The organism is Coprococcus sp. AM14-16, from assembly GCF_003434675.1.
In the GTDB taxonomy this organism is placed as follows: Bacteria; Bacillota; Clostridia; order Lachnospirales; family Lachnospiraceae; genus Coprococcus; species Coprococcus aceti.
In genome coordinates this window covers 156,244-181,532 of sequence record NZ_QTLL01000001.1, presented here as the reverse complement: position 1 = coordinate 181,532, position 25,289 = coordinate 156,244, and the positions used below count along the sequence as shown (strand labels likewise).

23 protein-coding genes are annotated in these 25,289 nt (G+C 43.7%); 4 read left to right on the top strand and 19 right to left on the bottom strand.

The window, feature by feature from the left end; genetic code table 11:
• Positions 1-3: 3 nt before the first annotated feature.
• Together DW159_RS00890 and DW159_RS00885 are read right to left on the bottom strand one after the other, a co-directional pair.
• A complete protein-coding gene (locus DW159_RS00890) occupies positions 4-1,116 on the bottom strand; it encodes an N-acetylmuramoyl-L-alanine amidase family protein (protein ID WP_015533208.1) in 1,113 nt (370 codons plus the stop codon).
• A 106-nt stretch (positions 1,117-1,222) separates the two neighbouring features.
• Positions 1,223-2,494, bottom strand: a complete 1,272-nt coding sequence (locus DW159_RS00885) for a M18 family aminopeptidase (protein WP_055223781.1) — start codon at positions 2,492-2,494, stop codon at positions 1,223-1,225.
• 274 nt (positions 2,495-2,768) lie between these two features.
• Here DW159_RS00885 and DW159_RS00880 point away from each other — a divergent pair, with 274 nt between their 5' ends.
• Together DW159_RS00880 and aroA are read left to right on the top strand one after the other, a co-directional pair.
• The gene (locus DW159_RS00880; RefSeq protein WP_242992588.1) at positions 2,769-3,863 is read left to right on the top strand and encodes a prephenate dehydrogenase; all 1,095 of its coding nucleotides are present in this window, start codon (positions 2,769-2,771) and stop codon (positions 3,861-3,863) included.
• A gap of 41 nt (positions 3,864-3,904) precedes the next feature.
• Entirely contained in the window at positions 3,905-5,182 is a 1,278-nt protein-coding gene (gene aroA, locus DW159_RS00875) for a 3-phosphoshikimate 1-carboxyvinyltransferase (protein ID WP_117548624.1), read from the top strand.
• Between the two features lie 95 nt (positions 5,183-5,277).
• Here aroA and DW159_RS00870 read toward each other — a convergent pair whose 3' ends face one another.
• The 16 genes from DW159_RS00870 to DW159_RS00800 form a co-directional block, all read right to left on the bottom strand.
• Positions 5,278-5,832 (bottom strand): zeta toxin family protein, encoded by a 555-nt coding sequence (locus DW159_RS00870; protein WP_015533210.1) that lies wholly within the window; start codon positions 5,830-5,832, stop codon positions 5,278-5,280.
• A complete protein-coding gene (locus DW159_RS00865; protein WP_070098449.1) occupies positions 5,822-6,052 on the bottom strand; it encodes a hypothetical protein in 231 nt (76 codons plus the stop codon). Before DW159_RS00865 ends, DW159_RS00870 begins: the two co-directional genes overlap by 11 nt.
• A gap of 103 nt (positions 6,053-6,155) precedes the next feature.
• A complete protein-coding gene (locus tag DW159_RS00860; protein ID WP_117548623.1) occupies positions 6,156-7,052 on the bottom strand; it encodes a hypothetical protein in 897 nt (298 codons plus the stop codon).
• A gap of 2 nt (positions 7,053-7,054) precedes the next feature.
• Positions 7,055-8,476 carry a hypothetical protein gene (locus DW159_RS00855; RefSeq protein ID WP_117548622.1) on the bottom strand — a complete coding sequence of 474 codons (1,422 nt, stop codon included), beginning with the start codon at positions 8,474-8,476 and terminating at the stop codon, positions 7,055-7,057.
• Positions 8,477-8,516: 40 nt separating this feature from the next.
• Positions 8,517-9,362: a GHKL domain-containing protein gene (locus tag DW159_RS00850; RefSeq protein ID WP_158547557.1), complete on the bottom strand. Its 846-nt coding sequence runs from the start codon at positions 9,360-9,362 to the stop codon at positions 8,517-8,519.
• Between the two features lie 437 nt (positions 9,363-9,799).
• Positions 9,800-10,537, bottom strand: coding sequence for a LytR/AlgR family response regulator transcription factor (locus DW159_RS00845; protein ID WP_117548620.1), 738 nt, complete (start codon positions 10,535-10,537; stop codon positions 9,800-9,802).
• A 468-nt stretch (positions 10,538-11,005) separates the two neighbouring features.
• Entirely contained in the window at positions 11,006-11,482 is a 477-nt protein-coding gene (locus DW159_RS00840; protein ID WP_117548619.1) for an LURP-one-related/scramblase family protein, read from the bottom strand.
• A gap of 75 nt (positions 11,483-11,557) precedes the next feature.
• Positions 11,558-12,022 (bottom strand): DUF2752 domain-containing protein, encoded by a 465-nt coding sequence (locus DW159_RS00835; RefSeq protein WP_022215824.1) that lies wholly within the window; start codon positions 12,020-12,022, stop codon positions 11,558-11,560.
• Positions 11,962-12,507, bottom strand: coding sequence for an alpha/beta hydrolase (locus DW159_RS00830; RefSeq protein WP_055279827.1), 546 nt, complete (start codon positions 12,505-12,507; stop codon positions 11,962-11,964). The genes DW159_RS00835 and DW159_RS00830 overlap by 61 nt, the downstream gene beginning before the upstream one ends.
• Positions 12,508-12,607: 100 nt before the next feature.
• A complete protein-coding gene (gene queA, locus DW159_RS00825; RefSeq protein WP_055223842.1) occupies positions 12,608-13,672 on the bottom strand; it encodes a tRNA preQ1(34) S-adenosylmethionine ribosyltransferase-isomerase QueA in 1,065 nt (354 codons plus the stop codon).
• A gap of 127 nt (positions 13,673-13,799) precedes the next feature.
• A complete protein-coding gene (gene pheT, locus DW159_RS00820) occupies positions 13,800-16,229 on the bottom strand; it encodes a phenylalanine--tRNA ligase subunit beta (RefSeq protein WP_117548618.1) in 2,430 nt (809 codons plus the stop codon).
• A 60-nt stretch (positions 16,230-16,289) separates the two neighbouring features.
• On the bottom strand, positions 16,290-17,309 hold the full coding sequence (pheS, locus tag DW159_RS00815; protein ID WP_117548617.1) for a phenylalanine--tRNA ligase subunit alpha: 1,020 nt from the start codon (positions 17,307-17,309) through the stop codon (positions 16,290-16,292).
• Positions 17,310-18,088: 779 nt separating this feature from the next.
• Entirely contained in the window at positions 18,089-18,268 is a 180-nt protein-coding gene (locus DW159_RS00810) for a hypothetical protein (RefSeq protein WP_015533216.1), read from the bottom strand.
• A 14-nt stretch (positions 18,269-18,282) separates the two neighbouring features.
• On the bottom strand, positions 18,283-18,555 hold the full coding sequence (locus DW159_RS13575) for a hypothetical protein (RefSeq protein ID WP_133300861.1): 273 nt from the start codon (positions 18,553-18,555) through the stop codon (positions 18,283-18,285).
• A gap of 158 nt (positions 18,556-18,713) precedes the next feature.
• Complete coding sequence (locus DW159_RS00805; RefSeq protein ID WP_117548616.1) at positions 18,714-19,706, bottom strand: YihY/virulence factor BrkB family protein; 993 nt, start codon at positions 19,704-19,706, stop codon at positions 18,714-18,716.
• An 18-nt stretch (positions 19,707-19,724) separates the two neighbouring features.
• Positions 19,725-21,338: a SpoIID/LytB domain-containing protein gene (locus tag DW159_RS00800; RefSeq protein WP_242992587.1), complete on the bottom strand. Its 1,614-nt coding sequence runs from the start codon at positions 21,336-21,338 to the stop codon at positions 19,725-19,727.
• Between the two features lie 434 nt (positions 21,339-21,772).
• On the opposite strand from DW159_RS00800, the gene DW159_RS00795 reads away from it, so the two are divergent.
• Positions 21,773-22,372 carry a hypothetical protein gene (locus tag DW159_RS00795; protein ID WP_133300860.1) on the top strand — a complete coding sequence of 200 codons (600 nt, stop codon included), beginning with the start codon at positions 21,773-21,775 and terminating at the stop codon, positions 22,370-22,372.
• A 29-nt stretch (positions 22,373-22,401) separates the two neighbouring features.
• Entirely contained in the window at positions 22,402-23,631 is a 1,230-nt protein-coding gene (locus DW159_RS00790; RefSeq protein ID WP_055223744.1) for a 6-phosphofructokinase, read from the top strand.
• Positions 23,632-23,721: 90 nt separating this feature from the next.
• On the opposite strand, the gene DW159_RS00785 is transcribed toward DW159_RS00790, so the two are convergent.
• A complete protein-coding gene (locus tag DW159_RS00785) occupies positions 23,722-25,287 on the bottom strand; it encodes a glutamate synthase subunit beta (protein WP_117548614.1) in 1,566 nt (521 codons plus the stop codon).
• Positions 25,288-25,289 lie beyond the last annotated feature (2 nt).

The window sequence follows — 25,289 nt, the reverse complement described above, 5'->3', positions numbered from 1 at the left end:
CTTCTATTCTGTAATATATTTATCAAGGCCATCTGCTATTCCCTTGGCGATCTTGTTCTGATAATCGTCTGTTACAAGAAGTGCCTCCTCAGATGCTGTAGTCATATAGCCAACTTCCACTATGGTTACCGGAACTGTACTCCAGTTTATTCCGCTCATGGTATCCGTCTCCCATATTCCATCGCTCTTAGCTCCTGTGGAAGCCAGAAGTCCTGATAAAACATCCGTGGCAAGACTCTTGCACTGATCATAGATAGCTGAATTATATGGATTAGATGATGTCTGACATACTGTCATCACACCTGTCGCATTACCGTCTGTCGATCCATTTGTATGGATCTTTATAACTGCATCTGCCTTAAGGTTGTTCGCATATTCTGCTCTCGTCGCATTACTTATATCAACATCATTCGATGTTCTGATCATCTTAACTGTATAGCCTCTGGATGTGAGCTCTGCCTCAAGCTTCTGTGCGATCTGAAGATTCAGCTCATATTCCTTTATTCCTGTTGATACACCTGTGTTGCCAACGGTTGCCTTTACTTTTGTCTCTGTAGCAGCAGGGCCTATCGGCTCGGTCTCTTCATTTGCATTCTGCTGATGTCCGGCATCTATAACTATCATCTTGCCCTCACCAACATTGGATGTAGTTCCCTGTTCTGTGGATGCATCCGATGAATTCTCTGTTGTCGCCTCAGTCGATGCATCAGACTTATCTCCTCCGCCTACGACCTCAAGGAGCTCTGAGAATATATAATATTCCCCACCATCTATAGATACCTTGCTCCACTCATCGTTATAACCGATTCTGTCCAGCTCAACATCATTTGCAACTTCCTGATATATCTCTCCATCAGTTGATGGGCTCGTTCTGACATTCACATAGTCAAGAGTCTTTACTTTGTCATTACATATTGTAAAGCCATCCTTGTCCTTCTCCGGCTGTGCCTCAGTGGTTGCTTCCGTAGTCGCCACCGTCACTGCCTCTGTGGTCGCCTCTGTCTCCGTCGGATTGGCTGTAGTAGCATCGTCACCTTTGCTTCCGCATCCGGCAAATGCCAGCATGGAAGCAAGTCCAAAGCAGAGCACTGCATATTTTAAATGTTTCTTCTTCATGAGTATCCTCCGTAAGTGATTATTGAAGTTAAAAATACATCATCTTATTGTAACACAATCGTAATAACTGCACAAGTAAATTGCTCAAATACCTGATTTCACCATACTACATTTCAAATACTGCACCGCAAATCTTCTCAAGTTGTGCATAATCCTCCGCACTTCCAAGCTCCACCGCTGAATGCATAGCCAGTATCGGTATTCCCATGTCTACTGCTCTGACTGGCAGATAAGATGAAGCTATAGGACCTAAAGTCTGTCCTCCTGCCATACCCGACCTGTTCACCTGACGCTGTATCTTTATCTCCTGATTTCTTGAAAGAGCCATGATGACCGCAGATGCCTCACTGTCTGACACGTATCTCTGACTTGCACTTGATTTGAGTGCCACTCCGCGCCCCATGACAATCTGATTTGTCGGATCACTCTTCTCTGAATAATTCGGATGGGTTGCGTGCGCCACATCAAGTGACAGCATGAATGCATCTCTCATAAGGCGTCTTCCTGCTCCAGCCTCAATGTCCAATCCAGCCATGATACGCTTTATTATCTCCGACAGAAGCACCGAATCTGCTCCCTGCTTTGATCTGCTGCCTATCTCCTCATTGTCAAACAATGCTATAACATTTGTATTATTGCCATTTGTCTCTCTGCACATGGTGTCAACAAGCGCTGACACGGAAGTTACATTGTCAAGTCTCGGAGAAGCTATCATATCCTTATCTGCCCCAACTATCTCCATTCCATCCATGTTATACAGGTATAGATCATAATCAAGAATATCGTTCTTCAAAAGCCCAAGGTCATCTGCCACATACTGTAATATATCTTTGTCCTTCACCTTCTGACCATCCAGACCATATACAGGTATGAGCTCCTTCTGCACATTCATTTTCTCCCCGGGTGCATCCTTTCTCAGATGCGGTGCAAGGCTTGGCACTATGCACATGGCACGCTCTGAATCATACAGATACGTCTTCGGCCTGAACGGATCCGTGGTCTGCGCCATGACCTTGCCCGCGATTCCAAGCGGTCTGTCAAACCATGTCTCCTTGATAAGTCCGCCGTACGGCTCTACATTCAGTGTCTGGTAGCCGCTTCTGTTCATATCCGGCTGAGTCTTGATCTTGAGCATAGGAAAATCTGTATGTGCAAGGCCGATATTCAGCCTGCCATACTCAGGCATCTCCCCTGCGGCAAACGCCACCATCATAGATGAGTATGGCTTCACATAATATCTTCCTCCGGCCGTGAGCTCCCAGCGTTCTCCCATATCAAGCTCCATGTAACCGTGATCCTGCAGCATGGCTTCACATTCCTTCACTACATGAAACTGTGTGACACCGGCGTCAAGTAGTCTGCAAAGTGTATCTATCATAATAAATTATCCTCCTTATAATAGTCGGTCGACAAACGCACACATCAGTATACTTTCTTATGTGCATCGTCTGCGTTCTCCACAAAGATTTTAGTACAAATCTTCAGCTTATACAATTCCCTTACTTCTTATTTTAGCTTAATATCCACATCTGATATTCAAGTTTTTTTATCGCAATGTGAATCTTCTCTTGCCCTGTCATTCAAAAGGCTGTATAATCGCCAATAGATACTTTAACGCTTTTATGCGTCAAACTGTTAAAGGAGAACGTAAAATGAATGATTTTTCAATAGGATTTATCGGTCTGGGACTTATCGGAGGATCTATTGCCAAATCCATCCACCGCATTTTCCCTGATTACAGAATAGTCGGCTTTGACAATAATCTATCTACACTCAAGGAAGCTGTCTCCGATGGGACACTGACTGAATATACAGATGATATCCATACCATAGCAGAATGTAACTATATCTTTCTGTGCGCACCGGTCCACTATAATATAGAATACCTGCGCCAGCTAGGGCCATTCCTTACAGACAGCACCATACTGACTGATGTCGGAAGCGTAAAGCTCGACATATACGAAGCAGTCCAGGAGCTTGGGCTTGCCAGGTATTTTGTCGGCGGACACCCTATGGTCGGCTCTGAGAGATCTGGCTACGAGGCGGCCACCGACAGGCTCATAGAGAATGCCTATTACTTCATCACACCTGCAGACGGAGTTCTGCCGGGCAAGACTGAGGAGTTCTCCACATTTATCGGAGATCTGGGCGCAATACCGATCACATACTCACCTGTTGAGCACGACCGTATAACCTCTTACATAAGTCATGTGCCCCACGTCATAGCCGCCTCACTGGTCAACCTTGTCGCAGCGGCAGACAGCCCAGACAATATATTTAAGTCACTGGCAGCCGGTGGTTTCAAAGATATAACCAGGATCGCATCCTCCAATCCAGTGGTATGGGAGCACATTCTTCTGGCAAATCCTGACAATATCGTACACGGGCTTCAGGAATATGTTGAGCTTATAGACAAAATGATTTATCATATTAAACAGCGCGATGCGGCTGGGATAAATGCTTTTTTTGCATCCGCCAGAGATTACAGGGATTCCATTCCTAACAACAGCAGCGGTGTCATAAGAATGCACCATGAACTGTTCGTAGATATCCCTGACGAGGCTGGTGCGCTGGCAAAGGTGACAGCTTTTATCGCAGAGGCAAAGATAAGCCTCAAGAACATCGGAGTCTCCCACAACCGTGAGGATGAGGAAGGGGTTCTCAGACTCTCATTCTACGATGCTGATTCAAGACGGAATGCGCAGGATGTGCTGAAGGCCGCAGGCTATAGAATTTATAACCGATAGGTAAAACATATTACACTAGAATAAAGGAATACTGAGAATTTATGAAGATCAACAGAGTAAAATCACTTAACGGAGAGATAACAATACCGGGGGACAAATCCATCTCCCACCGCTCCATCATGTTCGGCTCAATCGCAGATGGAATAACCGAGGTACACGGATTTTTAAATGGAGCAGACTGTATATCATCCATGAACTGTTTCAGGCAGATGGGAATAGATATCGATTATGACGGAGACATTGTAACTGTACATGGAAAGGGACTGCATGGACTGTCAAAGCCTGAAGGCACACTCGATGTCGGCAACAGCGGAACAACCACCAGACTTATATCGGGTATACTTGCCGCTCAGCCATTTGCAAGCAGACTTATAGGTGATGCTTCTATATGTAAGCGCCCTATGAAGAGAATCATGACGCCTCTCTCCATGATGGGTGCCGACATCACATCCGAACTTGGAAATGACTGTGCACCGCTCCTTATAAACGGAAAGGAACTCCATGGAATACACTACAACTCACCTGTCGCGTCAGCACAGGTAAAGTCATGTGTACTCCTTGCCGGACTCTATGCAGACGGCGAGACAAGTGTCACCGAGCCATATGTGTCAAGAAACCACACTGAACTCATGCTTGAGTCATTTGGCGGCAATATAAAAACAGAGGGAACTACGGCTACCGTAAAGCCTGTGGATAAGCTTGTTGGACAGAAGATACTTGTACCTGGAGATATATCATCAGCTGCTTACTTCCTTGTTGCAGGACTTATCACTCCGAACTCATGCATCACCATCAAGAATGTCGGAATCAACCCGACCAGAGATGGAATACTGGAAGTCATCAAAGCAATGGGCGGCGATATGGAATACTCCAATATAGTGAGCGGATGCGGTGAGCCAACCGCTGACATAACAGTCAGGACATCAAGTCTCAAGGGCTGTGTCATTGAGGGTTCCATCATACCAAAGCTCATAGATGAGATCCCTGCCATAGCAGTTCTCGCATGCTTTGCAGACGGTGAGACCATCATCAGGGATGCCCAGGAGCTCAAGGTCAAGGAATCCAACAGAATTGATGTCATGGTAAACGCCCTCTCATCCATGGGTGCAGACATAACTGCAACTGATGACGGCATGACAATACGCGGCGGAAAGCCTCTTCACGGTGCAGTGATCGACAGTCACTTGGATCACAGAATCGCCATGAGCTTTGCCATCGCAGGACTTAACGCTGATGGCGATACAGAGATCACCGGAGCCGAGTGCGTGAACATCTCATACCCGGGATTCTATGATGATCTGGCTGGGTTGGAGAGGTAAAATAGATATAGAGCTCTTTATAATAAAAGTCGCCACTGTTATCGTAGGATGCATAGCATCGTAGATAACAATGGCGACTTTGTTAATGTTATTTTTTATCCTAATAATTTAATGATATCCTGATCTGTCCAATATTCATTTGGATATATAGACAAATCATCTTTATGTTTACGAATAATTCTCTTCGGACTCTCTGTGTTATCATAAACATGTAAAATATCACATATATCTATCAGCTCTTTTATATGCCCTAATGACTTATAATATCTATCTATAACCTTTGTGTGTTCCACATCATGCCCACCAGATGCTACCCTTGACTCTATTCGCAGGATATTTATTGCAGGATCAATTGTCAACACAAATACACACTTAATAAAATATCCCTCCTCCTTAGCCTTCCTAAGTATATCCATTTTATATTCTGACGATAAAACAGTTTCGAATGTAAAATCTTCGTTTTCCTCTATGGATTCATATCTCATTTTATCCACAAGAATTGCAGCATCAATGTTTGTCATTCCTGTCGACATAACTATATCGTCTGCATTTGTATATCTTCCGACTTTATCAAAAAAAGACGTGATTGTACTTTTACCAGAACCATTTGGACCAGCAAATACAAGAACCATCGGTTTTCTATTTTGCATATTTTATATCTCCATTTGCATATTCAATATATGCTTTTTTATTCTCTTTATCATATCCCGCTATTGGTTTTTTACATACTCTGGCTTTATTTATTGCAGCTTTAACCGCCTCAACAGCTCTGGCATCCATCTCCCGATCAGATAACGTTAACGTTTTACTTTCTTCTTCTCTTGATACTACATTTATTATCTTCCCACTTTTCGTGCTCACTGTTGTCATACAATCACCGCCTTTATACTTTTTATTATATATATAATTCATGATTTAAATAGTCTTATTTTATAATTCATTTTACCACAGTTCATGGACTATTCACAACAGCTTACTCCGTTGCCCTCTCAAACTCATCAGTTCCAGTATCTTCCCAGTTTGTCTTTCCACTGCTTATCACTTCTCCACTGGAAAATACATATGCATAGATATCTTCTATTTCGGCGCTGCCATAATCATATGTTCCATCACCGCCTTTTTCAGTACGATACCTTACATACAGACCGCACTTCTCATTTTCTGACTTGCCATCATATACAATGTATTCCACTGTAGTATCACTTTCAGACAATATACATCTTGATGATGACTCCGAGGCGCCGTAATATACTTCGAATTTTCCAGCTGTGGCATCTGAATATTTCTCAAAGATCGCCTGATACCCGACTGTAATTTCCTTATTTTCTGGCTGATCATTTACATCAGGATCAACAGAGGAATCAGTGGAGCTCTCTGCATTCTCCCTGCTGTCACCCGAAGCTTTTTCCGTTATCGCAGAGTCTTGTTCGCTGTCTTTTTCTATATCCGTATCTTCTCTTCTATATCTGGTCGTGAGACGTCTACTGCTGGTCTGCCCATTAAAACGCATGGTCACAAGCTCGTCACGCTGTTCAGAACCAGACACTACCACCTCCACACGATCAATATACCATGTCGTCTTTAGATCGCTTTCGTCAAATCTTGCACCATCATTTGCCACTTCAAATGACCTATATGCAACCGTCTTCTCCTTGCCCTTCAGCACCAGTCTTCCATGGGCAGCTCCAAATGGAAAATCCGGGTCACCAACAGAATAGATCACAAGTTCATAATCACCATCTGGAGACGTTGACACACTTATCTGCTCAGCTTCGTAACGCGTCTTATATCTAACATAACCTAATGGCAGCAACACCACCATTACCAATATGCAGGCTATGATAACAACATACTTTGGTATCTTATTCATGACTATTTCCTGCCTGTCTCCTCATACATTCCTATCTTCTTCATGTTATCCACTATATCTATGTAGTTTCCATCTATCGCATTTATATATACCCTCTGCAATGGCATATCGCATCGGTAGTCTTCATTATATTCATTCTGAGAAAATATCCATGTCGGAACAAAATACTTATTTCCCGACTCATCAGCACATGGTACATAGGCAAGTTCCACATCATTAAATTCCACCGTTCCATAATTTGTCGGGTGATCCTTATAATATTTGGCTATACTCTCGCCCGCAGCTTTAATCATCTCATTCCAGCTTAAAAGCTTGACCTCCTCTTTATCAAACGTATCCTCGTCGGCATATACATACACCGTCGATGAGACAACCCCAAACTTATCAACACTTATTACCGCCTTGTCAACTCCACCTTTATAGGTAAGGTTATCGGTATCAATACTATCCACGGTGTCGATATCTGCCACGTATACCACATCTATCCCATCTATCTTCCGTCCGAACTGGAATCTGTATCCATCAGGCTTTTTTATGACATCTTCACCATAAGTACCGCCTGTCCAGGCTCTCACCGCCTCTTCTGTCCCTGTGCAGGCAAATCCGCTTATCCCCAGATTGTCTAGTAACTTCATTGCAGAACTGAGTCCTTCATCTTCTGTGATTGGGTTCTTCTCATCCCCATCATATGTGTCTTCACCGACAACATTGATCTCATACGTACTTTCAGTTCCTGGAACCTCTGATACAAGTGCCTTATCCTCACCCTCAGGTGTCATACCATACGTAAAATAGTAATTGTTATATCCATCTCCATCTTCATTATCCGATGCCGCCATAAATATTCTCTGTACCCCACCGGCTTCCGCAACATAATGCTCATTAATCTTATATTCTGTAGCTATTGGTAACTCATCATCAATGCTATTTCTCTCGTCTACCCATCTTTTCATACCTTCCTCTAAAAGCTCTGCATAACCAGGATCATCACTCGCCAAAGCCTTTTCTATGTCCGCCTTATATGAAGCTATCGTGTTATCCAGGATTTCCTTTGACTCAGCAGCATCGCCATCCTGCCACCTTATTTCTGATGTCTCGTCAAAAAGTTTGGATATTATAGTTTTAAGTTCATCATCTGAACATGGTGCATTTACCGTGTCAAACCCAACTTTATATACTCTATCAGCATCTGGAACCTCTATATCATCATCCTTCAATGTTATCGATGAGAGTTTTGATTCTCCTATGTCAAAAGTAACATCGCAGTTATCGGGTATGTCAAGCTGTCCATCAAGTCCTCCCGCATTATCTGCTTCATCACTTCCCCCTTTCATTCCATAATCAACTTTTTTATTTCCACACGCAGCAAGACTTAATGCCATAACAGAAATAAGTGCTGCACACATTATTTTTTTCTTGTTCACCGTACACCTCCGTTTTATTTTACAAAAATATCAGGCAGTCTTACCTGGCAGAATTTGACAGATATATGACCGTATGGAATCTTTGATCATCCTCTGAGTAGTATGCATCGACACCGCCACCATACTTTTCCGCAACCCTTTTCATACTCTTTATTCCAAATCCATGGAATTTTTGATCCGGCTTACTGGACTTTCGTGAATCAGAGCCGTGTGTACAATCATTTGTCATTGCTATGATCGTTCCATCACCGTTCCCCTGTGAATTCATTCTAAGTTCCACACTGGCACTGTCTATTTCACTCATTGCCTCACTGGCATTGTCCAGCATATTACACAGAAGGACAGTTAAGTCATCTACCTGCATGTAATCCATACGTGCCCTTCTCACATCAAAATCATAATGAATTCCCGCATCAATGAACCTGCCGACATATCGATTAAGAATAACATTTACCATATGATCATCCGAAAACCTTATCTTTTCTTTCAACTCGCCGGATTCATATATCCTTTCAATATATTCGACCGCCTTATCGTAATCATGATGTTCGAGCAGATCATGTATCCCGCTGATATGCTTTTTTATGTCATGTATCATTATTTTCTGCTCTTCGTCCTGACTGATCATTTTTTTATAATACTCAATGTCATATTTTTCTCTCTGGGTCTGCAATGTCTTATCCAAATTCTCCTTGTAGGCACTCTGCAGATATCCGTAGATCACAAATGAAATAATAATTATTACCAGACAGATTATTGAACAATACAACACTATGGATTCCTGCATTTTGCTGATGTCAGAAAAGTAACACATGTAATTAAGCAGACACACAACAACTATCACGCACACTGGTATGACAAGAATTACCCAACCCTGTGCTCCCATATGTACATCCACCCTGTGTCTCATCCCGTATCGGCTGATTGCAAACATCACAAGGAAATACACAAACTTACTTAACATTGCAAAAAATAATACCGTCAAAACACCACCAGATGGATCCCAGGCTTTTTGACTGATTCCAGAAAATACCGCCACAACCACCATCTCTGACAATGTCATAATTACTGACATTGCCACACTGTGAAAAACTGAGCTTAAAGTTTTTTGTCCATATACGAATTTTATTATTATCCAGTTGAATACTGGAAATGAAATAAAATTAAATATCAATATATTTAGTTCAAACAAACCAAATAAAACAACATAACACGCCAACACCAAAACAAATCTCTTTATCACCGTATATCTTGGTTTTACAAACATCCACTCGAAGTATTGAAATGCTATCAACGCTTCTATCAGAAAAACGATTCCATAAATCATAGCCATTGGCATGTCCTTGCCCCCTCCAAATACATCATAAATGCATGCTTAAAATTTTGATAATAGCGTTTCGTTAGATAGGCTGTTACCCCAGTATCCAGATACACCAATGAATGATCAAACCTTACTACATGTTCCATATTCACAATAAAACTTCTGTGTGTTCTAAAAAACCCCCTTGTATCCAATGTCTTCTCCCAGTAATCCATCTTTCTCACAGAGATGTATTTTCCCTCACTGGTGTTCACAAATAGCGTATGTCCCTGTGCCTCCAGGTAAATAATCTCCGGAGCTCTGAGGATTATATTTTCATTCTTTGTCTCAATCAATATCTTAGTATTTGATGTTGTGTATATCTTAAGTCCATCCTGTATATTTCGGTATATACGGGATTTGTCAAGCGGCTTTGAAATATACCTGAACACCCTCAAGCTCATAGCAGCATCAAGATAGCTGTCGTATGCCGTTATTATATATATCAGACACTCCTCATTCTGCGCCAATAGCCGTCTGCCTATATTTATCCCATTCATTCCCGGAATTACTATATCCAAGAATACAAAATCATATTTCACTTCGCTTTTTATCAGATCCTCGCCATTGTCAAACTCATATATGTTGGGTTCTTCCAAATGATTGGAAACAAAATATTCCTTTATCCATTCACTCAGCTGTTCAGTTACAAATATATCATCATCGCATACCGCTATATTAAGCTTACTTCTTTGGTCCATATGCTCACCCCATTATTATTATACACTTTGTTATATTACCTCTTCAATGCTGAATGCACGAAACGACATTATAGTGCCGATTTTGGACAAAAAAAGGCTTTCCGGTTACGAATAAACCGAAAAGCCTTTTTGCAAACATATTCAATTACAGATTCCAAGGATGATCCAGCGCACTGCTATCATACATCCGACTAAACATCAAGAGGATACTTTCTAAACGCTTTCTAAACAATCTTATTAATCAAAAATGTGACATACTCTTCTGCATCTCCACAATCAAAAGAATACTGTGAAATATCTCCTAATTCTACTGAGGTAACTGGAAATATCGTCACAATATCCAAAATACTTTCAAATTCTTCTGTTGTCAAATAACTCATTTATTTTCAATACGCTTTCTTGCCTCAAGCATCTTTTTCTTCTTATCAATGGATTCTGATGAAGGAGTTCTTAATACCTGTTTAAAAATTAATTATTATTCTGCGAACAATTGGCCGCATCAATAGCTATCACCAGCATAAGTGCCATGATCTCATCACCCGGATCTGAGATATCAAGTGTGTATGTATCTCCCCAGCTGAGAAGCTGCTTTGCTATATTTGCCACCAGCCTGCTTCCAGCTGTGACACTGTAATTCCACGAAAGGAAATCTCCATCACACTGCCATCCTCCATACTCAATACTGTACGATGGCTTTAAGAATGTAAATTCCTTCCTAATACTTCCACACGGTCTGCCACCCACACTGATGTCAAATGTAAGCAGGAACGTGAATAATCTCTGACTGATAAGACCTATCTCATTTCCCGCAATGTCATATACGTGAACCTGATGCGTCAGCCGAAACGCCTCCGACTTCACAAAATACTTTTTGTTTCCACATTCATCATATATATCGTAGGTATCTGTCCAGGCAAATACCCGTTGTTTTATCATAAGTCTCATAAAATCCACTCCTTATATCATATGTCGCCGTGCATAAGCGCGATGACATGCGCACGCCTACTCAACTTGCGCTCATTATATGACATATCCCGGCACCACCAGCTTCACCACATAAGACACCACAAATATCCCAAGCCACACATACACATACCACAGCCGGAATCTCACAAGCGGTGCCCTGCCATTCGTGGCAAGCCTGATCGTATTGCCTACCAGATAAATGATACAGATGCACGCCAGATACACAGTCGCCACATGGTAATACAAAGCCGTCAGCAGATGTCCGTGGAGCATGGCGAGTACAGCCCTTGTCGTACCGCATGCAGGACATATCACTCCTGTAAACCGGCGTATCTGGCACCCCTCAAGCCATGAGGTATCCGGCAGGACACGAAGGAGCAGTATATATACCGCCGTGCCAATAAGCAGTGTTATGAGCACTGCTATCTCCGCAATATATAACTGCCCCTCTGTATGTCCTAGAAGTTCAAATAATCTATATATTTTTCCGCTATGTCTTCCTGCGTTCTTATGTTCCATAGAATATCCTTTGTCTCTATTGAATGATTTCCGCCCTCGTATTTATACAGCGGGATGTTCTTAGCCTCACAAAGTCTTGTCAGCTCACCCGTATTCACTAGTGGATCCGCCGTTCCGTGAAAAGCTATGCCATTTGAATTGGCATATTGCATGGTAATCTCAAGTGGTGTGAAATATATATTTCTTACTTTAAGTCCTTTCTCCGCCACATATCTTGCAGATATAGCCGTACCTATACTCTTTGATAGAAATACTATATCCTCAGCATCCGAGAAATCCACATTCTTCAGACAATCTACCGCTTTATTCCAGCCATCATCAAATACCTTCTGTATCTCCTCCGGGAGATGTCCCGAAAGCTTGCCGTATGTCACATCAACAATATCATATCCATGTGCTATCATATATTTTTTACTGTAGTAAAGTAACGGTTTATCAGTGTGATATCCGATTCCCGGGAATACCACGCATATCTTCTTTCCCATATATCTGTCTCCTCTCCGGATATAAGTCCCATCCAGAGTACATAAATTATCAGCACCCCTATTACATCATGCCTTTATTCTAATCGTCCTGATTCTTCTGCTATTTTATCAGCATAGCATCGCCAAATGAGAAGAATCTGTACTTCTCCTCAACCGCCACCTTGTACGCCTCAAGTATATGCTCTCTGTCGTACAGCGCAGAAACAAGCATAAGAAGCGTTGACTCAGGCAGATGGAAATTCGTGATGAGTGCGTCAATAACCTTGAACTTGTATCCCGGATAAATGAAAATATCCGTCCATTTGCTGCCTGCATGAACTGTTCCATCGTCGTCCGACATGGACTCAAGAGTTCTGGTACTTGTCGTTCCTACGGACACAACTCTTCCGCCTGCAGCCTTTGTCTCGTTGATCATATCAGCAGCATCCTGCTCTATGATACAGAACTCAGAATGCATGTGGTGATCTAGTATGTTCTCTTCCTTCACTGGTCTGAACGTTCCAAGTCCGACGTGAAGTGTCACATGCGCTATCTTGATTCCCTTCGCTTTGATCTGGTCAAGCAGCTCTGTTGTAAAGTGAAGTCCTGCAGTCGGTGCTGCCGCAGAACCGTCGTGCTCTGCGTACACAGTCTGATATCTGTTCTTGTCCTCAAGCTTATGTGTGATATATGGAGGGAGCGGCATCTGTCCCAGCTCGTCAAGGATCTCCTCGAATATTCCATCGAACTCAAATCTGATGAGTCTGTTGCCCTCCTCAACTATATCGACAACCTCTCCCACAAGTTTGCCCTTTATAAGTCCTGTCTCAGGGTCAGGTTCATTTGACTCTGAACCAAATACTATACGAGCACCCACCTTACACTTTTTGCCCGGTTTTACCAGAGTCTCCCATGTACAGTCGTCCTTTCTCTTCAGAAGAAGAACCTCTATGGATGCTCCCGTATCCTCCTTGACGCCCATAAGTCTCGCCGGAAGAACCCTTGTATCGTTGATGACCAGACAGTCTCCCGGATTCAGGTAGTCTATCACATCATAAAAGTGCTTGTGCTCTATCGTATTATCTTTTCTGTCCAGGACCATGAGACGTGACTCACTTCTCTTGAGGAGTGGGTCCTGTGCTATAAGCTCCTGTGGCAGATCATAGTAAAAGTCTGTTAATTTCATCATATCGTAATTCCTCACATATTTATTCACACAAAAATAACTGTCTGACGCTGGATATATACAATATCTCCGCGCCAAACAGTTACATATTATACTACTATCACAAATATTTCAAGGATAGCGCCCATTACGCTCTGATCTCGATTCCGAGCTTTCCAAGCTCCTTGAGAATCTTGGCAATGATTCCATCGACCTCTGACGTCTCAAGTGTTCTATCCTTAGCACGGAATGTCATTGTGTAAGCCACTGACTTCTTGCCCTTTGCGATCTGCTCGCCCTCGTATACATCAAAGAGCTTGTAGCTCTCAAGCAGCTTGCCGCCACATTTCTTTATGACTTCCTCTATCTGTCCGACAAATATTTCCTTGTCCACAACAAGACTCAGATCTCTTGTACTTCCAGGGAACTTTGCGATTCCCTCGTACTTGGTATCGAAGTTTGAAAGCATAACCAGTGTAGGCATATCGATGACTGCCACATATACCTCACCCTTAAGGTTGTAGTTGTCACATACCTCAGGATGTACCTGTCCGATAAATCCAATTGTCAGGTTGCCCTTCTTGAGCTTTGCCTGACGGCCCGGATGAAGGAATGTGTACTCTGACTCAGGCTCGTATGTCACCTGTCCCTTGAGACCAACCTTGTCTGTAAGCTCCTCGAGAACTCCCTTGAGATCAAAGAAATCTCCCTGACCATACATACCGATAGTCAGCTTCATTCTCTCCTCTGGAAGCTCTGTGAGTGGAAGTGACTTTGGAAGGTATACATTTCCGAACTCATAAAGTCTTGCGATCTTGTTCTTTCTATTATAATTTGTTGCCAGTGATGTGAGAACACCGTTCAGTGATACAGTTCTCATGATACTGAAGTCCTCACCGAGAGGATTTGCTATTGTAACGGTCTTTCTAAACTCGCTGTCAGCAGGCAGAAGCAGCTTGTCAAATACCTTAGGGCTCTCGAATGAGTAGCACATACCGCCAGAGAAACCATTTGCCTCAAGGACATCCCTTGCGATGGCATTGATCATCTGGTCGTATGGGAGCTTACCAACTGTAGCCTCACCTCTTGGAAGTGATACAGGGATGTTGTCATATCCGTAGAATCTTGCAACCTCCTCTGCCAGATCTGCCATACAGTTCAGATCCTGTCTGAAGCTTGGCACATCCAGAGTGTTTGTCTCTGCATCGTATGTGAGTCCAAGTCTGCCGAAGTAGTACAGCATCTTCTCAGGCTCGACATCTGTTCCGAGAAGCGCATTCATCTTGTCCGGCTCAAATGGAAGCTTCTTGTCCTGTACAGGATTTGGATATACGTCAACAGCTCCGCCGACTACCTCACCTGCGCCCATCTCCTCGATGAGCTGACATGCTCTGTCTATTGCCTCCATAGCAAGATTTGGATCAAGTCCCTTTGTGAACTTGGCGGCCGCATCAGTTGCAAGACCGATCCTTCTGGATGAAAGTCTGATATTTGTTCCATCAAAGCAAGCTGCCTCAAAGAGCAGTGTATCGATGCTGTCTGTTACCATGGAATTCTCGCCACCCATGATTCCGGCGATACCGATCTCCTTCTCGCCGTCACAGATCATCAGAACATCATGGTCAAGCTTTCTCTCCTGTCCATCAAGTGTTACAAATGTATCTCCGTCATTTGCACGGCGTACTACGATCTTGTTGCCAGCTATGGTGCTGAGATCATATGCGTGCATTGGCTGTCCATACTCTTCCATAACGTAGTTTGTTATATCGACAAGGTTGTTGATCGAACGGATTCCCTGTGAAGCAAGTCTCTGCTGCATCCACTTTGGTGAAGGTCCGATCTTCAGGTTCTTGACAACCCTTGCTGTGTATCTAGGGCAGAGGTCAGGATCCTTTACCTCTACTGATATATAGTCATTGACGTCCTCATCATTTCCTGTCTTTGTTACCACTGGTGGGTAAAATGGCTTGTCAAATGTAGCTGCTGCCTCTCTTGCCATACCGATCATTGAGAAACAATCAACTCTGTTGGATGTGATCTCGTATTCGACAACAACATCGTCAAGTCCAAGTGCCTTCACAGCGTCATCGCCTGGCTTCACACCTGACTCCACCGGGAATACATACACGCCATCCTCCGGTGCTTCCGGATAGAAGTCTCGTGATGAACCAAGCTCCTCTATACCGCACATCATACCATTTGACTCAACTCCTCTGAGCTTACCTTTCTTGATCTTGATTCCGTCAGGGTACTCATTGTTGTCGCCGTGTGCTGCCGCAACCTTACCACCGTCAAGTACAAGTGGGATGAGATCATCAACCTTTACATTCTTTGCTCCGGTCACTATCTGGAGAGGCTCCGCCTGTCCAACATCTACCTGACATACTACAAGCTTGTCCGCATCCGGATATTTCTCCATAGTGAGAATCTTGCCAACAACGATCTTGTCAAGATTCTTATCCTTCTGTTCGTAACCCTCTACATGTGATCCTGAGAGAGTCATGGCATCTACAAACTCCTGAGCTGTCACGTCCAGATCAGGAACATATGCCTTTATCCATGATATAGGTGTATTCATCTTACAAATCTCCTTTATAAATCTATTCCAATGTCAATATTCTGTTGAATGCGTCCATCTCTAAAACTGGTCTAAGAATCTCATATCGTTCTCGTAGAGCAGTCTCATGTCATCTATCTCATACTTGAGAAGTGTTACCCTCTCAAGTCCGATTCCAAATGCAAAGCCTGAGTATACATCAGGATCTATTCCACAGTCGCGGAGAACCTTTGGATGAACCATACCGCATCCAAGAATCTCTATCCAGCCACTGCCCTTACATACTCGGCATCCCTTGCCACCGCACTTGAAGCATGTGATATCACACTCTGCTGAAGGCTCTGTGAATGGGAAGTGGTGAGGTCTGAACTTGACCTTTGTGTTCTCACCGAAGAACTCCTTTGCCCACTGCGCCAGTGTTCCCTTGAGGTCTGCCATGGTGATTCCCTTGTCTATCACAAGTCCCTCTACCTGATGGAATGATGGTGAATGTGTTGCATCTACCTCATCAGCTCTGAATACTCGTCCAGGTGAGAGGATTCTTATAGGAAGATTGCCCTTCTCCATGATTCTTGCCTGAACAGGTGATGTCTGTGTACGAAGGAGGATATCCTTTGTAACATAGAATGTATCCTGCTCATCCTTTGCAGGGTGATTTGCAGGGATGTTCAGCAGTTCGAAGTTGTACTTGTCGTACTCTACCTCTGGTCCCTCAACTATCTCGTAACCCATACCGATGAATACTCTCTCCAGATCTTCAAGTGCTATCTGGTTTGGATGTCTGTGTCCTGTAAGCTTCTTCACTCCTGGAAGAGTTACATCTATTGTCTCTCTCTTCATCTTCTCTGCACGGAGTGCTCTGTTGATGGCCTTTGTCTTCTCGTCAAGGGCTGTCTCGATGGCCTGACGTGCCTCATTTACCATCTGACCTACCTTTGGTCTGTCCTCCGGTGCTACATCCTTCATGCTTTTGAGAACCTGTGTGAGTTCTCCCTTCTTACCGAGTATCGCCACCTTCACATCGTTAAGTGTCGATACAACCTCTGCGCTCTCGATCTTGGCAAGAGCCTCTGCCTTTATGGCCTCCAACTTGTCTCTCATCGTGTTTCTCCTTTTTCTATTTATAGGGATTTCAATGTGGATCCTATATTAATTACATCCATATATAAGTCACGGAATTGCTCGCCTACGGCTTCCGCAATTCCTACAGTAATTTGCGCTCCGCCCTATCGGGCTATGCGCTCATTCCTCTTTTTGGCGTTTACCGGGATTGCTCCGCGCTGCGCGCTCTCTCAATCCCTGCACGGCATTCACACTCCGCCCTCCCGGGCTCCGTGTTTCATGTCGCGCGCGGGTGACAAATGTCTGCTGATGCATGCGAGCAAGCTCGCGCATCGCAGCCGCTTGTCACCCTGTAAACGCAAAAGTCCCTAGCATGTTATACATACTAGGGACGAATTATATCCGCGTTACCACCCTGATTCCAGACATTCATTATACACTGTCATATATACCTCTATATACTGTGCCATATGTCTGACTCTCATTAGACGTTTGTCGCACGTCACACGCCACACCCTACACAGACCAACATCTGTCATCTGATAAAACAGATATCTTCAATCCTTCAGCCGTGGTGGCTCTGATGTGAAATTAAATACGCACTCTTACCTGACCGGGCTTTCAGCCGCTGACCTAGTCTCTCTGATGGCGACATACGTATCTTTTGCATCGTCACTGCCTGTAGAGATAATATACCTACATGTGGGTGTTAGTCAACATCTTTTTTGTCATACTGTCATGATCAACAACAATTCAATTTTCAGAAATATTATATAACTTGATTGTGAAAATAAACCTTACGAGTACCATACTCCTATTTAATCATCTTCCCGTTTCTTTTTCTTTATTTGTAAAGCAATTGATGCCAAAAGTAATATCCAGCCTATCAATAAGATTATATAAAACATCACCTTACCAAAATCTCCTTTTAAGATAAAATCGATTGCAAACAAACATGCACTAAGTACTAACAGAAGTATAGCTTTTTTTTCTCTCATATATTTTCTCCTTTTTATATCAAAATTGCTTTATATCTTTCACTCTTTATTTTCTTTGTATCTGCAAGTCTTCCTTTACTATTATACGTAAGTAAATAAATATCAAATCCATCTTTACTGCTATTTGTTACATATTTAAATCTATATCCCCAGTTTTCAATACCAGGAGACCTAATATCAGTACTTCCATAGTTACTTATTATATCTGAAAGAAGCGTAGACAATGTATACCCTGTTGCCAGACTTGCTGTGACTGCCCCCTTAGTTACCAAAATATCAATTGCCACCCCACCAGAATAGGAGGCTTTTATTTTATAATATGCACTGTAATATCTTACATTTATAGAAATTGTTTTCTTTACCCGCTTACTACTTGTATTTTTATATGAACCACTATGCGTCTCAATCGCAGTATTCTTTAACTTGAATACACTCTACTTTTATTTCATTTATCTACTTCTACATCAACTTCTTCGTCCATATTTAAATGTCGATTTTTTCGCATCCGCCTCTTCTCCGCACGCTTTTTCTTCCTCTCAAGTCGTCTCTTCTTACGCCCAGCCTTGTGCGCACGCCTTCTTATTCCCCGGATTCCATTATCCATGAATTTGTTGATCTCCGCGCCTATCAGCATGACGTACATACACATGTAAAGCCACAGCGCAAGCAATATCACACTTGCAAGGCTTCCATACATATATGTGTTGATTCCCACTATATTGATATAGCTTGATACGCCAAATGACAAAAGCATCCAGAGTATGGTCGTAAATGCAGCTCCCGGCACAGCGGTCTTGATCCTCACACGCTCAACAGGCAATGCCCAGTATGCCACTATCATAACTCCAAACAACACCGTAGGGGCAAATGCTATCTTGACGATCGACAGGATATTCGCAACGGTATCCACCAGTTGGAATCTCTCCACCGAATCCAGCCGCACCAGCATTTTTGACACAACTACATCGCCGAGGATATATATGACCATAACCGCCACCAGCATCACACAGAATATCAATGTATACAGAGTGTGTATCGCTCTTCTGAGGAAATAATTGACGCTGTCCTCCTTGCCTGCCATGAAAGTGAGTCCGCGGCCTATAGCCATTGTTCCCTTGGACGCCGACCACACTGTGAGCAATATGGTTGCTGTGGTGGCAAGCAGTGAGCTCTTGCTGTTGAAAATCTCTGCAAACATAAATTCAAAATTAGAATTTATCTCCTCAGGAAACAGATCTCTGATTATCTCAAGTATCTGTGTCTCAGTGAATGGCAGATATTTGACAAATGTAAGCAGCGTCATCGCCAGTGGAAACAGTGACAGCAGCAGGAAAAAAGCAGACTGTGCCGCAAATGCCGCCACCTGATCCTTATTCATCTCTGCCATAAACAATCTGACTTTATGGTATATGAGCACTATGCGCTTCTTCAATTTCATAATTAGTGATTATCTCCGTTACTTCTCAACTGAACTGAGAACTGCTCCATTGTAATAATGGCTGATTATCTGTGCTGCAGTATATCCCAGCTTTGCCAGTTCATTTGCACCATTCTGACTCATTCCGACTCCATGTCCGTATCCGCCGCCCTTAAGTGTGTAGAGTCCTGTGTCATTATCCTTCTTTACATAGTAGAAATTACTTGGAACGCCTGTCCAGCCCGTGAGCTCTGATCCATCCTGCTCTGTTATAGCCTTGCCATCCGTGGCGAACAGAACTCGGATATTGCTCTGGCCGCTGACTACCACGCTTCCCTTGTCGCCTGTTATCGTAACTTCCTTCACAAGTCCACTGTCATCTCTTCCCGTCACCATTATTGACTTGATCTTGCCAACCGATGTCGCAGACACATCCGAGCATCTTGAAAGGCCGGTCTCAACCGCATTTCTCATCTCATCTTCTGTGTATGTAACCGTCCACCTGTACATAGGAAGATTTCTCTCAACCACATCTGTGTCCGTCTTGCCATCCATGAAATCCCTGAATGCCGCTTCATCGCTGAAATATGGGATGTCCAACGCCGTATTCTGAATACGTGTACAGGTATATGGCATGCTTCCGCCCCACACCTGGTCACTCGTGGTAGTCGTTCCGCACGATGTTGAGAAATATACAGCATTTATGATCTCTCCATTATATGTAGGTACAATTCCGGATGTGGACTGGACTGCATCTATGGAATTTCCCGTCTCAGGGAAGTTATTGTAGACCTGGCACGATGTTGTGTCATCAAGGTCTGCATTGTATCCCCTGTAGTTACTTCCAAGCTTTCTATATGCAAATCCTCTGGCGCAGATTGCCATAGCCTTGAGCGCCTCCGGGCTGTAGCTCGATGAAACCTCACTTGACACTACCCCATACAGATACTGTTCTATATCTACCTGATTGATGATCATGTATCCCGACGAATCCTTTGTTATCTCAAGGGCTCCGTGATACCTCGGGGTGCCGCTTGATTTGCTGAGACTCGATACTGTTATCATTCCATCCGAACTCTCAGGCTCAACTATGATGGATGAGGCCTTGTTGTCGCTGCCAAGTGATACAAATTCATCCGCCTTGTAGGTTTTCTTCTTGCCATCGCTCGTCACGTTAAATCCTGTACTGCAGGTAAATTCCACATAGCTCTGATAATAATCTCCGCCATTTGTCAGGATGACCCTGACACTGTTCTCCATACCGGATATAACGACTGACGATCCGCCATAGCCGCTGCCCCCGCTGGTTCTGTCGGTACCGGAAGATCTGCTGCCTTTATCCTCTTTCTTCTTTGAAGCCACAGTTCCTGCTCCCTGAATTGTGTAGTCATACTCCGCGATCTCTGTACTGTCCGTGTCGGCTTCAACATATTGCTTCAGATCTCCCACCGGATCATCCGGAGCTTCTATAACTATGGTCTCCACTGAATTGCCATCGTTGTTATCATCAGTCTCTTCGCCTACTCTGTTTTTACCTGTTATCATCATATATCCGACAACACATACCAGAATTATAGTTATGAAACTCACTATCTTAAAATTCTTATTGTATTTGATCTTCTGATACCATTTCTTTCTCTGATCTATTCGCATTCCCCTGTCTCCATTTCTCCGCAAATATATCCACATACAGAGAAAAAGCAGCATATACATGCTGCTTCTTCATCTTGTGTAATAAACTGAAATGCGCCCTTGCTTTTGAGTCCTAGCAGCGCTAGGTGGGCAACCGCAATTGTATATCTGCCTTCCACTAGAACTTATATAACGAGGCTTGACTTCAATAACAATGATATAGGAATCCCGTTTATTCAAATGTAGGTTCAAAATCACAAGAGACTTAATACATCTCAGCTATGAGCACATTATACCTTACCTTTACATCTCTTGCAAGAATTTTTCACGTGAACTTTAACCACTATAATTGACATTATATGCCTTCTTGAAATACCAATCTTACCTGTGTTAGAATATAGATACTTATGGGAATTTATAATTATTTCCAAACATGAAAGGCAGGTGTTCACCAAATGGATAAAACCAGCTTACAAATGTTATTCGGCGTATTGCTCGGAGTATTTCTGCTTGCACTCATAGTCATGACTGTGGTGTATGTCAGAAGAAAGCTTGCCGATAAGCGCGAGGAGGCACTGAGAGATCTCGATCTCATGCAGGAAGAGGCTATCAGGGAGGAACAGAGCCAGAGCAAGGGGTACTGGATAAACCGTGATGACATCGAGGACGAGAATCAGGCTCATCTGCTCCGTTACTACCACTATTTCGATAATATCGATGAATGTATCCACGATCTCATAGTTGAGATGTATGACTGTGGATTTGTCAGGACAGAAGAGATATTTGTCGCAGCATACGGTGAGGAAGCACTCACACCTGATTCATTCATTTACATGACAGATGCTGACTGCGATCTGGAAAAGGCAAAGGCTGCACTTCCGCCTGTCAGTGAGAAGAACCAGAAGATCATCTATGACCTCTGGTGCTCATATGTCGAAAAGCTTCTGGACACTGTTGAGATACACACAACCGATGCCAACAAAGATATAATCAAGGACGCACTTATGGTTTATGGCCGCAAAAAGATAACCATACTCCTGCGCAGTCCAGAATAAAATAAAACCTTTCAAAGGAGATTTACAAAATGAAAGATAACTGTATAGTAGCTCAGTCAGGAGGTCCTACCGTAGCGATAAATGCTTCGCTGGCAGGTGTCATAGACGGGGTTAAGAAAAGCAACAAATTCACCAGAGTTTACGGTGCAATTCACGGGATCCAGGGAGTGCTGGACAATAATTTCATAGATCTGTCCCTCATGGCCCTCTCAAAATTTCCTCTGGTAAATACTCTGGAGCTCTCCCCTGCAATGTACCTTGGCTCATGCAGATACAAGCTTCCTGATTTTGAGGTTGACTCAAAACCTTATGAGATAATATTTGACAGATTTGAGGAATATCAGGTTGCCGCATTCTTCTATATCGGCGGCAACGACTCTATGGATACAGTGGATAAACTCAGCAAATATGCAAAGAAGATCGGATCGGATGTGAAGATCGTCGGCATCCCTAAGACCATTGACAATGACCTGTGCCATACCGACCACACTCCGGGATTTGGCTCTGCAGCCAAGTATGTTGCATCCACCATGCTGGAGATTGCCCACGACACTTACATCTACCAGATACCAAGTGTTGTCATCGTGGAGATCATGGGCCGTGATGCAGGCTGGCTCACCGCAGCATCCTGTCTGGCAAGAAATGACTACAGTCCTGCTCCTCATCTCATATATCTTCCTGAGGTAGACTTCGATGAGGATCAGTTTATAGAGGACATCAAAAATGTATTAAAGACTTCAAGATGTGTCATCGTGGCCGTATCTGAGGGTATACATGATAAGGATGGCAACTACATCAGCGCAACTTCTGCTGTGGCAGACAAGTTCGGACATGCCCAGCTCAGCGGAACCGGCAAGGCTCTCGAGAGTCTTGTTAAGGACAGAATGGATATAAAGGTTCGTTCCATCGAGCTCAATGTCCTCCAGAGATGTGCAGCGCATATTTCCTCAAGGACAGATATCAACGAGTCATTTGCACTTGGCCAGGCTGCTGTAAAATACGCCGCCGAGGGAATGACTGCTGTTATGTCCACGATCAAGCGAGTTTCTAACGATCCATACCAGTGGATCATTGAACCTGAGAATGTATCTCTCATCGCCAACCAGGCTAAGACAATTCCGCTTGAGTGGATCACACCTGAGAAGAATGACGTCACACCTGAGATGGAAGCATATCTCAGACCTCTTATAATCGGCGAGGTTTCCCTTCAGTACAAGGATGGACTTCCTATGTACCTGCCGGTAAACCACCTGCTTTAAAGAATAAAATATCCCTAACACCTCAATATCTGTGGTATTAGGGATATTTTTTATAATTCACTCAGTGAACGAACCAAATACGTCTATCCTTTACTGTAGATTCGTGTATCCGAGCAGCAGCTCTTCTACTGCCATGGCGGCCTCGCGGCCTTCGCGGATGGCCCATACGACCAGTGACTGGCCTCTGTGCATGTCTCCGGCTACGAATACCTTTGGAACATTTGTTGTATATGAGTTTGGACATGGAGTCTTGACATTTGTTCTCTCGTTGAGTTCCACGCCAAAGCTCTCTGCCACATATGTCTGACATCCGAGGAATCCGGCTGCGATGAGTACCACATCACAGTCAACGATATACTCGCTTCCCTCTATCTCTGTCATAGTCATTCTTCCTGTCTCAGGATTCTTCTTCCAATCGAGCTTCACACACTTGGCTGCCTTGACATTTCCGTCCTTGTCCTTGATGAATTCCTTGACTGTAGTCTCATATATTCTAGGATCATGTCCGTATACTGCTATTGCCTCCTGCTGACCGTAGTCTGTCTTGCAGATCTTCGGCCATTCTGGCCATGGATTGTCTGGTGTTCTTGTATCAGGTGCCTTTGGCATCATCTCAAGCTGTGTAACGCTGACAGCGCCCTCACGGACTGCTGTTCCCACACAGTCATTTCCTGTATCACCACCACCGATGACGAGAACATTCTTGCCTTTACAGTTCACGAACTGCTTGTCAGCAAAGCCCGAATTTACAAGGCTCATTGTCGTAGTCTTGAGGAAATCAACAGCGAAATAGATTTCCTTTGCATCCCTTCCAGGTGCTTTTATATCTCTTGGATTGGCTGCACCACAGGCAAGCACAACTGCGTCGTATTCCTTGAGCAGATCCTCAGCCTTCACATACTTGAGGTTCTTGTTCTTAAGATAACCTGTCATCTGATCATCCTTCGGACACACAGCCTTCGCAGATGCCTTTCCGGTTGCAACCTCTGTGTTCAGTACGAACTTTATTCCTCTCTTCTTCATGACATCTATTCTTCTGTCTATGATCTGCTTCTCAAGTTTCATGTTTGGGATACCATACATGAGAAGTCCACCCGGTCTGTCACTTCTCTCATACACAGTCACGTCGTGGCCTCTGCCGATCAGCTGGTCTGCCACGGCCAGTCCCGAAGGACCTGAACCTATGACTGCCACCTTCTTGCCTGAGTGAACCTTTGGCTGTTTATCATTTACAAGGTCATTTGCAAATGCATACTCTATGATGGCTCTCTCGTTCTCACGGACCGACACTGGATCACCGTTTAAGTTACAGGTACATGCCTTCTCACAGAGAGCCGGGCACACACGGCTTGTAAACTCAGGGAAACAGTTGGTCTTGCTGAGTCTTGCAAATGCCTGCTCAAGATTGTCGTTATAGAGCATATCATTCCACTCTGGGATCAGGTTGTTCAGCGGACAGCCCGATGTCATTCCGCATATGTTCATACCTGCCTGGCAGAATGGAACGCCACAGTCCATACATCTTGCAGCCTGCTTTCTCTGCTCATCACGGCTAAGCGGAGTGTGGAATTCATTGAAATTCTTGATTCTGTCCTTAGGAGCAAGCTCTGCGCTTGTCTTTCTCTCATATTCTAAAAATCCAGTTGGTTTTCCCATTC

Coding starts and splice junctions, on each gene's coding strand:
- DW159_RS00890 (WP_015533208.1), bottom strand. CDS start 1,116: ATGAAGAAGAAACATTTAAAATATGCAGTGCTCTGCTTTGGACTTGCT.
- DW159_RS00885 (WP_055223781.1), bottom strand. CDS start 2,494: ATGATAGATACACTTTGCAGACTACTTGACGCCGGTGTCACACAGTTT.
- DW159_RS00880 (WP_242992588.1), top strand. CDS start 2,769: ATGAATGATTTTTCAATAGGATTTATCGGTCTGGGACTTATCGGAGGA.
- aroA (WP_117548624.1), top strand. CDS start 3,905: ATGAAGATCAACAGAGTAAAATCACTTAACGGAGAGATAACAATACCG.
- DW159_RS00870 (WP_015533210.1), bottom strand. CDS start 5,832: ATGCAAAATAGAAAACCGATGGTTCTTGTATTTGCTGGTCCAAATGGT.
- DW159_RS00865 (WP_070098449.1), bottom strand. CDS start 6,052: ATGACAACAGTGAGCACGAAAAGTGGGAAGATAATAAATGTAGTATCA.
- DW159_RS00860 (WP_117548623.1), bottom strand. CDS start 7,052: ATGAATAAGATACCAAAGTATGTTGTTATCATAGCCTGCATATTGGTA.
- DW159_RS00850 (WP_158547557.1), bottom strand. CDS start 9,362: ATGGGAGCACAGGGTTGGGTAATTCTTGTCATACCAGTGTGCGTGATA.
- DW159_RS00845 (WP_117548620.1), bottom strand. CDS start 10,537: ATGGACCAAAGAAGTAAGCTTAATATAGCGGTATGCGATGATGATATA.
- DW159_RS00840 (WP_117548619.1), bottom strand. CDS start 11,482: ATGAGACTTATGATAAAACAACGGGTATTTGCCTGGACAGATACCTAC.
- DW159_RS00835 (WP_022215824.1), bottom strand. CDS start 12,022: ATGGAACATAAGAACGCAGGAAGACATAGCGGAAAAATATATAGATTA.
- DW159_RS00830 (WP_055279827.1), bottom strand. CDS start 12,507: ATGGGAAAGAAGATATGCGTGGTATTCCCGGGAATCGGATATCACACT.
- queA (WP_055223842.1), bottom strand. CDS start 13,672: ATGAAATTAACAGACTTTTACTATGATCTGCCACAGGAGCTTATAGCA.
- pheT (WP_117548618.1), bottom strand. CDS start 16,229: ATGAATACACCTATATCATGGATAAAGGCATATGTTCCTGATCTGGAC.
- pheS (WP_117548617.1), bottom strand. CDS start 17,309: ATGAGAGACAAGTTGGAGGCCATAAAGGCAGAGGCTCTTGCCAAGATC.
- DW159_RS00810 (WP_015533216.1), bottom strand. CDS start 18,268: ATGAGAGAAAAAAAAGCTATACTTCTGTTAGTACTTAGTGCATGTTTG.
- DW159_RS00805 (WP_117548616.1), bottom strand. CDS start 19,706: ATGAAATTGAAGAAGCGCATAGTGCTCATATACCATAAAGTCAGATTG.
- DW159_RS00800 (WP_242992587.1), bottom strand. CDS start 21,338: ATGCGAATAGATCAGAGAAAGAAATGGTATCAGAAGATCAAATACAAT.
- DW159_RS00795 (WP_133300860.1), top strand. CDS start 21,773: ATGGATAAAACCAGCTTACAAATGTTATTCGGCGTATTGCTCGGAGTA.
- DW159_RS00790 (WP_055223744.1), top strand. CDS start 22,402: ATGAAAGATAACTGTATAGTAGCTCAGTCAGGAGGTCCTACCGTAGCG.
- DW159_RS00785 (WP_117548614.1), bottom strand. CDS start 25,287: ATGGGAAAACCAACTGGATTTTTAGAATATGAGAGAAAGACAAGCGCA.